This is a genomic window from Vagococcus sp. (assembly GCF_036639995.1).
Lineage (GTDB): Bacteria > Bacillota > Bacilli > Lactobacillales > Vagococcaceae > Vagococcus.
On the sequence record NZ_JAVWHO010000017.1, the window covers coordinates 26,323 to 39,620 of the forward strand.

A 13,298-nucleotide genomic window follows, 5' to 3' on the forward strand; every position below is an offset into this window, starting at 1 on the left:
TTAAATGCGCGTATCAAATTCAACCATTTATACAGAATTTAATCGAAACATGGCCAATAATTTAAATCGCTTGAGAAAATATCAAGACCAGTTAAATTCATTTGCCGAATACAGTAAATCATCAGATAACCCGCTAGTTTTTGCTAAAATCATTAATATGAATGATTCAATAACTCAAAATGAATATTACAATTCAACAATTGGGGATTCAATGGCTTGGGGGAAAACACAAGATTCAGCACTTGAGAGTGCAACAGATTCACTACATCGAATTAGACAGTTAATTGAATCAAGCGCAACAGGAACTCAAGGTAGTGCTGAAATGGGTGCTAACAAAAAGGAAATTATTTCTGAAATTGAAGGTATTGTAGACTCTTTAAATACTAACTTTGATGGTCGCTATATTTTTGGTGGAAAAAATACTAAGACACCACCTTTTGAAATTGTTAAAGATAATGACGGTGACATTGTGGAAGTTAAATACAATGGAACAAAAGATGTTAAAAATCCAGATGGAACTGTCACACCAAAAGATGGAAACTTACCTCGAGTTATTGCCAAAGGAGTTACGGTTGATTTGATTAGTGATGGCCGTTTATTCATGAAAGAAGAAGGAACAGAGGCTGATCCTGAAAACTTGAGTACTTTTTTTACAGACGTTATTAAAGCGATTAATAGCGATGATAAAGATAAACTTTCAAATGAATTATTAGCTAAAGTTGATGTTCATACTGAAAATTTTGTTAATATTCGTTCTAGAATCGGAACGGTAACTAACCGTTTTGAAGCTGCTAAAGATCGAAATGAGAATGAAACAATTAATTTAAAAGAAGTTCTTTCAGAAAAACAAGACGTTGATGTGGTTCAAAAGTACATGGAATTTGCTAACCAAATGGTAGCATACCAAGCATCATTATCAATGGGGACTAAAATCATGCAAACAAGTATCTTAGATTACGTATAAAAAAACTTCACGTTAATTCGTGAAGTTTTTTTAGTAGGTATCAGGTAATTTTATCAATTCAGAAGCAACAGTTGGTTGCCAGCCTTTATCTTTAAGCCATCTCAGATGAACCTTAAAATATTGGTCCGTTGATTTATTTGATAAATAACCAACAATTTCATTTGAACTGACACTATCAAGCCACCATTCTTCAATAAGTTTGTCTTCAATAGCTAAAGCATTTGAAAAGGCCTGTTTCATTTCAATTCTATCAGTACTATCTGAATTAAAGTTAGTATAGTGAGGTTCCTCTTGTTTTGTTTCAACAGGTTTCCACTGGGTATTTTTCCAAGTGGATATGATATTTTTATCGGAATTATCAAGTTGAACAATACTTTCGTTAGTTTTTGTTATTTTTGGTTTTGATTTTTTCTTTGCTGATTTACTTTGTGAAGAATCTAAGGTGATTTTAGGCCCACCAATTTCCAAATATCTTGTTTCATCTTGTTTTATCAGCCAAGATTTTAATAGAATTAAAAAACAAAAACAAATAATTATTAAATAAAATTTCTTTTTATTATTTTTTATCCAATGCGACATTTTTCCCAAAAATTTAATAGCGATTTTCTCCTTTTTTATATGTTTATACATTGATTTTATCATATTTTAGTTTGTGAATCTATTTTTTAATAAAAATAAAAAAAAGTTGTAAAAAAGATTTAACTCATCAGAAATTGAACCGATATATATAACAGAGGGCGACCTCAACAAAACATATTTATTTCAGGAGGAAACAAAAAATGAGAATTAACACAAACGTATCTGCGTTAAACACATATTCACGTTTAACATCAGCTAATGCTTCAAAAAGCAATTCATTAGCAAAATTATCTTCAGGATTCCGTATCAACCGTGCAGGTGATGATGCAGCGGGTCTTGCAATTTCAGAAAAAATGAAAGGCCAAATCAGTGGATTAAAACAAGCTGTACGTAACGCTCAAGACGGAATTTCTTTAATCCAAACAGCTGAAGGCGCATTAAACGAAACACACGAAATCGTTAACCGTATGCGTGACTTAGCTTCTCAAGGTGCTACTGGTACTTTAGGTGACCAAGACCGTGCTGAAATCAACAAAGAATTTTCTGCATTAAAAGAAGAAGTTACTCGTATTGCTGATACTACTAACTTTAACCAAAAAACATTATTAGATGGATCATTTGATTCAGCAGCTAAAACAGCAGCTAAAGTTGAAACAGCTGGCGATGATTTTATCTCTTCAGTTACAATCAGCAACAATTCAAAACTTAAAGCTGGAGATTTAGAAATCAAAGCAGAAAAAGAAGCAGATAAGGCTGTTGTATTTACAGTAAAAGATCATACTGTAGCCGCTGAAAAAGATGGAAGTTATACAATCAAAGATCTTAAAGGTAGTGTTGTTGGTAAAATCGCTGTAACTGACAAAGCAAAAGCGACTTCTACAGAAACAATAACTGCTGATACAGTTGTTGCTAAAGCTACAACTACTGCTGGAGATGCTAACAAAAAATTAAGCTTCCACGTTGGTGCTAACTCTGGTGAAAAAATCAGTGTAAGTATCGGTAAAATGGATTCTAAAACATTAGGTTTAGATGAACTAGATTTATCTAATGCTGATAGTGCTGATGAAGCAATCAATAAATTAGACGAAGCTAAAGCTACAGTTTCTAGCGCTCGTTCTGACTTAGGTGCTGTACAAAACCGCCTAACTCACACAATCAATAACTTATCTACAACTCAAGAAAACTTAACTGAAGCTAACTCTCGTATTAGAGACGTTGACATGGCTGAAGAAATGATGTCATTCACTAAGAGTAACATCTTATCACAAGCAGCTACTTCAATGTTAGCTCAAGCAAACGCAATGCCACAAAGCGTTCTTTCATTATTACAAGGTTAATAACTTCATTTAAAAGCCGACTTTCTTGGTCGGCTTTTATTTGGTAATTTAATAGTTGGCGACAAGGAGTGTTAGGGTTGGATATTAATAACCATAGTGTTCTTTACAGAATGGTAAATGAACAAAAAGAAATGACGAAACAAGTTGATAATCCATCAGATATAACAGTAAAGAATAAAAAGATTAAAGATCCAGAAGGCAATGAGTATACACCAGGAACCTTATCAAATTATAGTCAAGTACAGTTACAAAAAGTTATAGACCAGTCTAATAAACATTTGTTAGGTAAAGGTGCCAAACTGACATACAAAGTTCATGAATCAACGAAGAAAACAATCATTACATTAGTTGATATAAAAACAGAAGAGGTTATCAGAGAAATACCATCTGAAAAAATGTTAGACTCCATTGCAAATATCTGGGAAATGGTTGGGATTATCGTTAATAAGAAAGGATGAGTTAAATGGCAAGTGTCGGAAGTGCATCAGGGATTAGTTCTACACTAGGAACTTATTCTGGAATAACATCAAAAGAAATTGATAAATTAATTGAAGCAGAATCTGTTCCATTAACAAAAATGAACTTAAGAAAATCTAAAATGGGTGAACAACAAAATGCTTGGAAAGATATTCGTCTAAGATTAAATACCCTATTTAGTAATTTAGAGAAACTACAAAAAAATGAAACATTTAATACTAAGATAACATCTAGTTCTCATCCTGAAAAAGTAAAAATCACATCAAATGATTTGGCAGATGAAGAAAACTATCAAGTAACAGTGGAGCGTTTAGCGACATCGACAAAATTAACATCAGGTGAGATTAACTCATTAGGTGATAAATCAATTTATGATGAAATGAAACTTTCAGGAAATTTAGCGTTCAATTCTAAAAACGGTGAAACTATAACAATTTCTGTTGAAGAGAAGGATAGCTTAAAAGAAATTACCAATAAAATTAATCAGGAATCAAAAGAGACAGGTATTAAAGCTGCGTTAATTAATAATCGCCTAGTATTAACTCAAAATGAAACTGGGGAAACAGATTTTGAAGTCACTGGAACATTGCTAAATGAACTTGGTTTAGATGCTGATTCTGCTAAGTACACAAAAGGTCAAAATGCTAAGTTTACAGTTGATGGCATGGAAGTTATTCGCTCATCAAACGAAATTAATGATGTGATTGAAAATGTGACGATTCATTTATTAGGTGAAACAAAAGAAAATGTTAACTTAAGTTTAAAAACAGATACAGAAAAATTAACATCAGCTGTGAAAGATTTTGTGGACCAATATAATAATGTGATGGATTTTGTATCAGAAAAGTTGTCTATTGGAGACCCAAGTAAAAAAGATAATAAAGCTGGAACATTAAATGGGGATGGCTCATTAATGAGACTTCAATCAAGTTTACGCTTCATGATGACAGGTTCACCTGGTGAGAATGATAAGACTGATATTATCACGCCTATGCAATTAGGAATTGAGAGTAAAGATAAAACCTCAAAAATTAGCTTTGATGAAGCGAAATTTAAAGAAGCACTTAAAAAAGACCCTGAGTCTGTTCAAAACTTCTTTTACCATGAAACAAAAGAAATGAAAGAAGTCACACATCCTGATGGGACAACAACAAGCGAGTTTGAAAAAACCGAAGTTGGTTATACGGTTAAATTAAAAGAATTGATGAATGAATATCTCGATGATACAAAGGGTAAAAAAGGTGTTTTCAAATCAAAAGCAGAAACCTTAGAAAGTAATATGAAAGACATTGACGAACGTATTAAACGCTTCAATGTTAAAATTGATAAGAAAAAAGATTACTATGTTAGAACATTTACTAAACTTGATCAAGTAATGATGAATGCAGAAGCGCAAATGGCTTATTTGCAAAGCCAAATGGATTCTTTTGCTGCCAGATAATGAGGGAGTGACAATCTTTTGTTAGAAACAACAAAATTTTCAGAGGTATTAGTACAGGAAATGTTAAGAAATGTCTTGAGTTGGGATGGTTCCATGGAGCAAGCATTTAAAATTTTAGCAGAAAATGATGACTTAATGAAAAAGTACCAAAGTCTATCAGAAAGAAATTTATCTGAAATGGAAAACTGCCGCTTAGAACAATTGCTAGTTAAAACAAGAAAGATGATTGAATACTTAGCGATTGAAAAACAGGAATTCTTCCAAAAAATAAACCAACTTAACCAAGCTCATCGAATGAAAAATCAGTATGTGTATGATTTTTCTGATTCTTATTTTATCGATAAAGATTTTTAAACAGGAGGTGACACATGAGTTACAATAAAGGGAATACTGCCTATTTAAATAATCAGATTTTGACAGCTTCGCCTAAAAGATTAATAGAAATGCTATTTGAGGCAGGTATTAAACATTTAAAAGTGGGGATTTATCATTTAGAAAAGCAAAGTCATGAACAATCTAATGCTCATTTAATTAAAGTCCAAGAAATCATTTTAGAGTTAAAAATGTCTATCCAACAAATTCCAGGTAGTGATATTTCTCATCAATTAAATGATTTATATGATTTTATGTACAATCAATTAATTCAAGCCAATATCAATAAAGACAAAGAAAAACTAGAAATGGTTCAACATATGTTAGAAGAATTAGTTGATACTTGGCGCTCGTTGTGAGGGTGTAGTAATGAAAAAGAAAAATAAGTTGTTAATGTATTCGTTAACGCTAGTTATTATTTTTGCTGTTTTTTTAGGATTAAAAAAGATTATTGCCTTTGCTTCAGTAAAGCCAGAAATTGAAGAACCTAGTTTTGTTAAATCAAATGATTTATTAATCGGTAGGAATCAGTCTGATATAAAAATTGCCGAAGAAGATTATTATAAATTACCAGTTCCGTTGATAAATCAAATGAGTGAACCTTCATTAAAATATGGATGTGAAGTAACAGCATTAAGTATGCTGCTTCATTATTATCAATTTGAGTATGATAAAAATCAGTTGCAAGAAGCAATTGACAAAGAGCCTTATCAAGATGCTGCTGGCTATTTAGGTGATCCTGATAGTGGCTTTGTTGGTGATGCCACTGGACAAAAAGCTGGTACTGGCGTTAATGTTGGACCAATTGAAAAATTAGCAAAAAAACACGTGGAAAAGACACATGAAGTTGTTAATAGTAGTGGTTTATCCATGGATGAACTGCTATCTTTAGTTAAAGAAGGAACACCGATTTGGGTTGTTGTGACAATTGATTACACTGTACCAACAGAAAAAGATTTTATGGATTGGCAAACTCGAAATGGTGTTAAACAAGTGACATTTAAACATCATGCTGCAGTTATCACGGGATTTGATGCTAAGCAAGTTTTCTTAAATGACGCTTATGGTAAGGAAGTACGAGTTGATAAGCACACGTTTAATCAAATTTATACAAAAATGGGTAGCCAAAGTTTATATATAGAAAAAATGATGAGATAGTCATGGACTAAGATAAGTCTTGACTATTTTTTTATCTTTCCTTTAAAATAGAGATAGTTAAAACAAGAATGGAGGTCATTTAATGTACTGGATTTGGGTGTTAATTGTAGGCGCAGTTATTGGTGCTATTGCAGGTTCTTTAGTGGATAAGAAAAATCCAAAAGGGTGCGTATTTAATATTATTGCTGGACTTGTAGGCTCATCAGTTGGACATAAACTATTTGGAGCTGATTGGGGTGGACACATAGCTGGCATGGCTATTGTACCTTCAATTCTTGGTGCTGTTATTGTGGTAGCTGTTGTTTCTATTTTTACAAGAAGATAAAAGATCATTGATTTGATCTTTTTTTTTATGAGGTTATTTATGGTAAACTATGAATGAAAAGAAGGTGATTTTATTGAGAGCAGAATTATTTAAAAATAACGAAATATCTCAAATTATTTATGCAGAATCACTAAATAGATTACTTTTAAAAGAAAGTTTTGTAGAGCTTAAAGAAGCTCCAAGTGTTCTATTTATTTCAACTCAACCTTTTTATGAACGATACTATGAAAAATTAACTAATATTTTTGAAAAAAAAGGTCAGTATCATTGGTACATTTGTCCGAATAATTCAGGAATTAATTCTATTGAAATGTTCCAAAAAATTATATCGTTTATAGAAGAAATGAAGATACCTAAAGAAACAGTCATATTTGGTGCAGGAAATGAAGGTGTTTATCATTTATGTGGAGTCATTGAGAAAAATTCTCCATTTGTATCACGGTTTATCTACGTTCCAACAACGATGACTGGCTTTATTCATGCTTTAAATGGTCACAGTTATTTATTAAATCACTCTTTAGGCATGACCATGGAACAATTTGCTTTGCCAGAAAGAGTTGTTTACGATACAATGTTGAATGAATTAGAACCAATTGATTCCTGGGCGACAGACTTTTATTCTCTTGTTAAACTTGGCATATTGTATCAAAAAGAGTTACTCGCGGAGTTATATCAAGCCTCAAAATCTGAAAAACATGCGGCGTTTTCCCCCTTTTTGAAATCAATTATTGAAATTTTACAAAGTGAGAAAGAGACATTGGTTCCATACGGCTTAGCAGTGTCGCAAAGTTTTTATCGATTGAGAGAATCTCATTATTTATCTAGAAATCAAAAGATGTATATTGGTTTTTTGCTCCAAACATTATGGGGAATAATGAGTAATGAAATTAACTTTGATTTTAATAAGTTTTATCGATGGTTTGAAGGTATTGTTGGGCTTGATCTATCGTTACCAAATCAGATGATAACGTATGACTTAGCTGAAAGCATTGTTAATGAACTAGTAAGGTATGAAGAGATAGAGCAAGTTGAAGCAATTGGATCAGTACAAATAAAAGAGATACCAACAATTGAAGAGATGTATCAAGTGATTGATGTGTATCGTAATTTTAAATAATAATGATTGAGGTAAGAAAATATGTCAAATAGTAAAAAAATGTTACAAGCATTATCAGATGGTGATTTGATTGAGGCTCAATTAGCTTTTGAAAAAGCTCAAGTTGAAGACTTAGCAGAAGAAAGATTACAATTAGCTGATAACTTATTTCAGCTAGGATTTATTGAAGAATCAGAAACGTTATACGAAAAATTATTTGAAGAGTTTCCTGAAGAAGAAACACTAAAAATTTCATTAGCTGAAATTGCTATTGAAAATGATGATTTAGAAAAAGCCTTTACTCATTTAGAATCAATTGAAGAAACAAGTGAGTTGTATGCTCAAAGTTTAATAACACAAGCAGATATTTATCAGTTGTTAAATATTCCAGAAGTCAGTGAGCAAAAATTAAAGCAAGCTAAAAAATATTTACCTGAGGAACCCTTACTTGATTTGTCATTAGCAGAATTGTATTTTTCAAATGAAGACTACTTAAAAGCGATCGATGTGTATGAAGACCTAAAAACAGTCTTTAAATCCAATGAATCACCTATTTCTTTAGACGAACGAATTGGTGTGGCTCTTTCCAGAATTGGTGACTTTGAACATGCCGTGGCACATTTAGAAAAAGCGATTGAAGAAGAAGAAACAGTTGAAAGATTATTCCAATTAGCTTTAACCTTTTATCAATTAGAAGAAAATGAACGTGCAATTGAGTTGCTTAGACAAGTCAAATTTATGGATGAAACATTTAATCAAGTGTATTATCCATTAGCTCAAATCTTATTTGATGAAGGACTACATGAAGAAGCACTTGATATCATTGAAGAAGGGATTTCTCAAAACCCTTATGAAGTGTCTCTATATCATCTAGCCTCTGACACAGCGTATCATTTAGGGGACAAAGACCAAGCAAAACAATATTTAGAAGAAGTTATTTCTTTAGAAATTGATGCAGACCTTTCCAAAATTAGATTAGCTGAATTACTTCTTAAAGAAGAGGATTATGAAGAAGTCGTGACCTTAATGGAAACCTTAGAGATTAAAGATCAATCCTTCTCAGATTGGATTTTAGCTCAAGCTTATAATGGTTTAGAAGAATTCGAAAAAGCAAGCGACTATTACGAAAAAGCTAAAGAAACATTGCTAAGTGAGCCTGACTTTATTAGAGATTATGGACTGTTCTTAAGAGCAGAAGGAAAACTTGAAGCGGCAACTCAATTACTAAATCAATACATTACAATGATGCCAGGAGATATTGAGATTGCCTCTTTACTTGAAGATGAACGGTGGTAATTAAATGATTGAACTAGCTGAAAAAAAGAAATTTATCAATTGGTTAATCCAATCAGTTTCACTTAAATCAAGAGAAGCCTATTGGATATTGAATTATCTTTTAAATCATGAATTTTTATTAAATAAGGTTGTATTTGTTGAAGATGCTCTTTTTACGCCTCGAGGCCTGGTTATTACTGATCAGACCATTTCTGGAAGTGGAATTGAGATGGTAAAACAAGGCATAAAATTAGAGGATGCCAACCAAATATTTCACGAAATTAGATTGAACCGCAAGGAAACTTTATTTTTTGAGGTTAAATTTGAAGGGATGTATCAATCCAAATACTTTTTGTCAGTTTTAGAAGAAAATGAGTATCAACCAATGGATGAAACGTTGAAAGAAACAATAGATAATGAATTAAATACGTATTTTAAAAATGAAGACGTGAAATATCAACTTGATACCTTATTAAAGGAAATTAATCAAGCGTTAGAAAAAGAAGACAAAGCATTATTTTTATCTTTATCAGAAAAATATCAAGAATTAAAAAAGTGTAAATAAAAAAATAATTTTGCTATTCCATTTTCGAATAGCAAAATTGTTTTTTTTATTTATTTCATTTTTATCGTATGAGGAATTCAAGCAAATAGTTAAGTTTTTTAATTAAAAAAAACGCATAATTAATTTTGAAATACTTTACTAAAGAATGTCTATTTTACTTTTGGTTTCCTTTTAAAAGTTTTCATTTTTTCATAAGAGAAACCTTCTCCTAATACTTCATTAACTGTCAAGATGGAAATAAAAGCTTTTGGGTCTTCTTCTTTGCAGATGTCTTTAATTGTGTTGATTTCTGGGTGAGAAGCAACGCAGTAGATGATATTTCTTTCAATGTTTGAAAAAGCACCTTCTGATTTCAAATAAGTAGAGCCACGTTCTAATTCATCCATAATGCGACTTGAGATTATATCGTTTTTGTCTGATATGATTAAAATACCTCGAGCGCTGTAGCTACCTTCTTGTACAAAATCGACAATAATACTAAAAACAAAGACTGCAATTAAAGTATACATCATTTGTTTTAATGATAAGTAGGAGAGAGATAAAAGAAGAACAATAATATCAAGGATTAACATCGAACGCCCCATTGTTAAGCCAATGTTTTTTTCGATAATCCTTGCGACAATATCTGTCCCACCTGTTGTTCCACCAATTTTATAGATAATACCACTCCCGACACCACCAAATAAACCGGCTAAGAGTGCTGCGATAAGTAAATCATTTTCTACAGAAATAACGATATTGAACTGTTGCCAAATTAAGATATTTAATGATAATGAAAAAGTCCCGACAAGAGTATATACTAATGATTTAAAACCAAATATTTTTAAACCGATTAATATAAGTGGAATGTTAAGTAAAAGCGTGCTATACGCGGGGTTAAATCCTGTCCAGTTGTATATAATTAAGGTAAGCCCTGTTACCCCACCTTCTGCCAATTGATTTGGGATATTAAATGTTACTAGCCCAAAACTATAGATACTGGCACCTAAAAAAATCAAGAAAATGTCTAAAAAAACTTGTTTATTTAATTTCATTTTACCACTCCTTAATTTCAATATAAAAAACTCCTCAAAGCTATCTTATCATTATCCAAATGGGTCAACAAGCAAAGCTAGTTGAAAATTTATGTTATCTTTTATAAGATATAACTGACAAAGAAAAAAAGGATTGTTTTAAATGAACGAAGAGATAAAAAGATTAGATGAGATGCAACAGGTATTGGATGATTATATCAATCAATTTAAGCAAGGTTATTTTTCTCCATTATCTCAAGTGGCAAAGTTAGCTGAAGAAGTTGGAGAGCTTGCAAGAGAGGTCAATCATTCTTACGGAGAAATACAAAAGAAAGCATCTGAACCAACAAATAGTGTGGCAGACGAATTAGGAGATGTTTTAATAACGACTATTATAATGGCTAATGCTCTAGATATTGATTTAACGGAAGTTTTTAAAAAGAATATGGCTAAATTCAATCAAAGAGACAACTATCGTTTTGAAAGAAAAGATGATGAAAATAATGAAAGAATGGAAAATAACAAATGATTATTGAAAATTTACCACAAGAATTTAAAAAAGCCTTACCTGTCATTAATGAAATAGAAGAAGCTGGATTTGAAGCTTATTTTGTTGGCGGAAGTGTCAGAGATATCATGTTGAATCATCAAATTCATGATGTAGATATCGCGACAAGTGCTTTTCCAGAAGAGATTAAGCATATTTTTAAAAAGACGATTGATATTGGTATTGAGCATGGAACCGTCTTGGTCTTATTTGAAGACGAGCAATATGAAATAACAACTTTTAGAACAGAATCAACGTATCAGGATTATCGTAGACCAGATGAAGTTACTTTTGTGAGATCCTTAGAAGAAGATTTAAAACGTCGTGATTTTACTATGAATGCACTTGCCATGAACAAAAATGGAGAAATTGTTGACTTGTTTAATGGAATAGACGCAATTAACAAGAAAGAAATTGTTGCTGTAGGTGATGCTTCGGAAAGATTTAATGAAGATGCACTCCGTATGATGAGAGGTCTTCGTTTTTCAAGTCAGTTAAATTTCACCCTTGAAAAAGAAACTAAAAAAGCAATAAAAGAACACCGAGCATTGTTGGGAAAAATATCGATTGAGCGAATTTACATTGAATGGATAAAATTACTTTTAGGTGAGTATAGAAACAAAGGAATAGCCGCATTTATTGAAACACAGTGCTTTAACTATTGCCCAGGATTAGAAAATAAAAAAGCCGAGTTAGAACGATTTTTAGAATTAGATGAGAGTAAAACAATTAAAGATGAAGAAACAGCATGGCTATTACTATGTTATCTTTTAATGATAGAAGACATACCGGCATTACTTAAACAATGGAAATCATCCAATAAAATGATTCAGTCTGTCAAAGTAGGTGTTCATCAATTAAGAAAAAGAAAAACGAGTGACTGGTCTGTTGATGATTTATATCAAACAGGATCTGAGGTCATATCATTTGTTGAGGACGCAAGAAATATCTTAGGCAAAAGCCATAATAAAGCAATTGTGCTGTCAAGATATGAAGAGCTTCCTATTAAATCAATAAAGGACATGCATGTTAATGGAAAAGACATTATCCCATTTTTAGAGGAAAAACCTGGACCGTGGTTAGGAGACGTGTTATCTGAATTAGAAGAAAAGGTTTTACACGGAATAATTGTTAATAATAAAGAAGAGTTGCTTAAAGAAGCTAAAGCTATCAGAAAGAGAGTGAAAGAAAATGACTAAATTTTTTGATGTAACGACAGATAATACGGCTCAAGAGATGGGTTCTGGAACACTTGAAGTATTAGCAACGCCAAGTGCAATTGCGATGGCTGAAAACACGTGTATGGAAGCTTGTTATGACTTTTTAAAAGACGGAGAGACAACAGTTGGAACGTTTATTGAATTTCATCATATTAAAGCATCTCTTGTAGGGTCGAAAATTAAAGTAGTGTCAGAAATCAAAGAACAAGACGGGAAAAAAATAGCATTTCAGTTCGAAATGTTTGATGGGGATAAAAAAATCGGTTATGGTAATCATAATCGAGCAGTGGTTAATGTAGCATCTTTTTTATCTCACATAAAGTAATAATTTTAATTTGTGAAAATTTTAATTAACTTATTTATTTTTCAATAAAAAAATGATATACTGTGTGAGTAGTAATCAATTAAGCTTGATAGGAAAGAGGAGATCATAGATGTCAAAAGAAATGAGCAGCTTCAAATTCTATTTTAGAAACGGTGAAACTTGGTCTATTAATCGTGAATATATCGGTGATTTATGGATTAGTAAAGTAACAACAAGTTACGGTAGAATCAATGGAAGTGATTTCCAAAAGATTCGTCCATGTGAAGGATTAAAAATCGAAATTAATCAAGAAGCAGATCACGTTCAAACAGATGATATTAACACAGGCGGTTTAGAATCAGGTATGTTCTCTCGTGCAGTTAAATATCAAGATATTGAAAAAATGTCAACAAACTTTGATGATAACACAAGTGACCTTATTTATTTCCCATACAAAGACAAAGCAACACCAGGTCAAGAAGGTTTAGACAATGTTTATCAAACAACTAAAGTATCATCAGATAATAAATTATACATCGTGATTGACGCAGAAAAAACAGTAACAGAAGTATACGCAGATAAATTTTAAGCAAAAAAGAGAAAACCAAAAAAATGGTTTTCTCTT

Annotated in this window: 17 protein-coding genes; 15 read left to right on the forward strand and 2 right to left on the reverse strand. The window is 31.7% G+C overall.

All coding sequences use genetic code 11. The annotated features are described in order from the left end of the window. Nucleotides 1-4: 4 nt before the first annotated feature. A complete protein-coding gene (locus RR554_RS06230; RefSeq protein WP_332467638.1) occupies nt 5-964 on the forward strand; it encodes a flagellin N-terminal helical domain-containing protein in 960 nt (319 codons plus the stop codon). Nucleotides 965-994: 30 nt separating this feature from the next. Here the strand turns inward: RR554_RS06230 and RR554_RS06235 are convergent, their stop codons facing one another. Then, nucleotides 995-1,543, reverse strand: coding sequence for a DUF1510 family protein (locus RR554_RS06235; protein ID WP_332467639.1), 549 nt, complete (start codon nt 1,541-1,543; stop codon nt 995-997). A 200-nt stretch (nt 1,544-1,743) separates the two neighbouring features. Between RR554_RS06235 and RR554_RS06240 the strand changes: the two genes are divergently transcribed. The 10 genes from RR554_RS06240 to RR554_RS06285 all read left to right on the forward strand — a co-directional run bounded on the left by RR554_RS06240 (nt 1,744) and on the right by RR554_RS06285 (nt 9,589). Continuing rightward, the gene (locus RR554_RS06240) at nt 1,744-2,880 is read left to right on the forward strand and encodes a flagellin N-terminal helical domain-containing protein (protein WP_332462371.1); all 1,137 of its coding nucleotides are present in this window, start codon (nt 1,744-1,746) and stop codon (nt 2,878-2,880) included. 77 nt (nt 2,881-2,957) lie between these two features. Next, nucleotides 2,958-3,338, forward strand: a complete 381-nt coding sequence (locus RR554_RS06245) for a flagellar protein FlaG (protein ID WP_332462372.1) — start codon at nt 2,958-2,960, stop codon at nt 3,336-3,338. 5 nt (nt 3,339-3,343) lie between these two features. Then, nucleotides 3,344-4,798 carry a flagellar filament capping protein FliD gene (gene fliD, locus RR554_RS06250; RefSeq protein WP_332462373.1) on the forward strand — a complete coding sequence of 485 codons (1,455 nt, stop codon included), beginning with the start codon at nt 3,344-3,346 and terminating at the stop codon, nt 4,796-4,798. Between the two features lie 18 nt (nt 4,799-4,816). Further along, nucleotides 4,817-5,152: a hypothetical protein gene (locus tag RR554_RS06255; protein WP_332462374.1), complete on the forward strand. Its 336-nt coding sequence runs from the start codon at nt 4,817-4,819 to the stop codon at nt 5,150-5,152. A gap of 14 nt (nt 5,153-5,166) precedes the next feature. Next, complete coding sequence (fliS, locus tag RR554_RS06260) at nt 5,167-5,529, forward strand: flagellar export chaperone FliS (RefSeq protein ID WP_332462375.1); 363 nt, start codon at nt 5,167-5,169, stop codon at nt 5,527-5,529. A gap of 10 nt (nt 5,530-5,539) precedes the next feature. Further along, complete coding sequence (locus RR554_RS06265) at nt 5,540-6,328, forward strand: C39 family peptidase (RefSeq protein WP_332467640.1); 789 nt, start codon at nt 5,540-5,542, stop codon at nt 6,326-6,328. A gap of 82 nt (nt 6,329-6,410) precedes the next feature. Continuing rightward, complete coding sequence (locus tag RR554_RS06270; protein ID WP_332462377.1) at nt 6,411-6,653, forward strand: GlsB/YeaQ/YmgE family stress response membrane protein; 243 nt, start codon at nt 6,411-6,413, stop codon at nt 6,651-6,653. 49 nt (nt 6,654-6,702) lie between these two features. Then, the gene (locus RR554_RS06275; RefSeq protein ID WP_332467641.1) at nt 6,703-7,770 is read left to right on the forward strand and encodes a hypothetical protein; all 1,068 of its coding nucleotides are present in this window, start codon (nt 6,703-6,705) and stop codon (nt 7,768-7,770) included. A gap of 21 nt (nt 7,771-7,791) precedes the next feature. Next, nucleotides 7,792-9,045: a tetratricopeptide repeat protein gene (locus RR554_RS06280; RefSeq protein WP_332462379.1), complete on the forward strand. Its 1,254-nt coding sequence runs from the start codon at nt 7,792-7,794 to the stop codon at nt 9,043-9,045. A 4-nt stretch (nt 9,046-9,049) separates the two neighbouring features. Next, a complete protein-coding gene (locus RR554_RS06285) occupies nt 9,050-9,589 on the forward strand; it encodes a YpiB family protein (RefSeq protein ID WP_332462380.1) in 540 nt (179 codons plus the stop codon). A gap of 149 nt (nt 9,590-9,738) precedes the next feature. Here RR554_RS06285 and RR554_RS06290 read toward each other — a convergent pair whose 3' ends face one another. Beyond that, complete coding sequence (locus RR554_RS06290; RefSeq protein ID WP_332467642.1) at nt 9,739-10,623, reverse strand: YitT family protein; 885 nt, start codon at nt 10,621-10,623, stop codon at nt 9,739-9,741. Nucleotides 10,624-10,765: 142 nt separating this feature from the next. On the opposite strand from RR554_RS06290, the gene RR554_RS06295 reads away from it, so the two are divergent. From RR554_RS06295 to RR554_RS06310, 4 genes are all read left to right on the forward strand, one after another. Then, nucleotides 10,766-11,131 (forward strand): nucleotide pyrophosphohydrolase, encoded by a 366-nt coding sequence (locus RR554_RS06295; protein WP_332462382.1) that lies wholly within the window; start codon nt 10,766-10,768, stop codon nt 11,129-11,131. Then, entirely contained in the window at nt 11,128-12,348 is a 1,221-nt protein-coding gene (locus RR554_RS06300; protein WP_332467643.1) for a CCA tRNA nucleotidyltransferase, read from the forward strand. Before RR554_RS06295 ends, RR554_RS06300 begins: the two co-directional genes overlap by 4 nt. Continuing rightward, the gene (locus RR554_RS06305) at nt 12,341-12,694 is read left to right on the forward strand and encodes a thioesterase family protein (protein ID WP_332467644.1); all 354 of its coding nucleotides are present in this window, start codon (nt 12,341-12,343) and stop codon (nt 12,692-12,694) included. Before RR554_RS06300 ends, RR554_RS06305 begins: the two co-directional genes overlap by 8 nt. A gap of 109 nt (nt 12,695-12,803) precedes the next feature. Then, complete coding sequence (locus RR554_RS06310) at nt 12,804-13,262, forward strand: hypothetical protein (protein ID WP_332462385.1); 459 nt, start codon at nt 12,804-12,806, stop codon at nt 13,260-13,262. The last annotated feature ends 36 nt before the right edge of the window (nt 13,263-13,298 follow it).

What these genes read in the sequence shown, in the direction of transcription:
- RR554_RS06285 (WP_332462380.1), top strand. Translation starts at nt 9,050, where the DNA reads ATGATTGAACTAGCTGAAAAAAAGAAATTTATCAATTGGTTAATCCAA.
- RR554_RS06275 (WP_332467641.1), top strand. Translation starts at nt 6,703, where the DNA reads ATGAATGAAAAGAAGGTGATTTTATTGAGAGCAGAATTATTTAAAAAT.
- RR554_RS06230 (WP_332467638.1), top strand. Translation starts at nt 5, where the DNA reads ATGCGCGTATCAAATTCAACCATTTATACAGAATTTAATCGAAACATG.
- fliD (WP_332462373.1), top strand. Translation starts at nt 3,344, where the DNA reads ATGGCAAGTGTCGGAAGTGCATCAGGGATTAGTTCTACACTAGGAACT.
- RR554_RS06290 (WP_332467642.1), bottom strand. Translation starts at nt 10,623, where the DNA reads ATGAAATTAAATAAACAAGTTTTTTTAGACATTTTCTTGATTTTTTTA.
- RR554_RS06305 (WP_332467644.1), top strand. Translation starts at nt 12,341, where the DNA reads ATGACTAAATTTTTTGATGTAACGACAGATAATACGGCTCAAGAGATG.
- RR554_RS06300 (WP_332467643.1), top strand. Translation starts at nt 11,128, where the DNA reads ATGATTATTGAAAATTTACCACAAGAATTTAAAAAAGCCTTACCTGTC.
- RR554_RS06235 (WP_332467639.1), bottom strand. Translation starts at nt 1,543, where the DNA reads ATGTCGCATTGGATAAAAAATAATAAAAAGAAATTTTATTTAATAATT.
- RR554_RS06295 (WP_332462382.1), top strand. Translation starts at nt 10,766, where the DNA reads ATGAACGAAGAGATAAAAAGATTAGATGAGATGCAACAGGTATTGGAT.
- RR554_RS06265 (WP_332467640.1), top strand. Translation starts at nt 5,540, where the DNA reads ATGAAAAAGAAAAATAAGTTGTTAATGTATTCGTTAACGCTAGTTATT.
- RR554_RS06240 (WP_332462371.1), top strand. Translation starts at nt 1,744, where the DNA reads ATGAGAATTAACACAAACGTATCTGCGTTAAACACATATTCACGTTTA.
- RR554_RS06270 (WP_332462377.1), top strand. Translation starts at nt 6,411, where the DNA reads ATGTACTGGATTTGGGTGTTAATTGTAGGCGCAGTTATTGGTGCTATT.
- fliS (WP_332462375.1), top strand. Translation starts at nt 5,167, where the DNA reads ATGAGTTACAATAAAGGGAATACTGCCTATTTAAATAATCAGATTTTG.
- RR554_RS06280 (WP_332462379.1), top strand. Translation starts at nt 7,792, where the DNA reads ATGTCAAATAGTAAAAAAATGTTACAAGCATTATCAGATGGTGATTTG.
- RR554_RS06310 (WP_332462385.1), top strand. Translation starts at nt 12,804, where the DNA reads ATGTCAAAAGAAATGAGCAGCTTCAAATTCTATTTTAGAAACGGTGAA.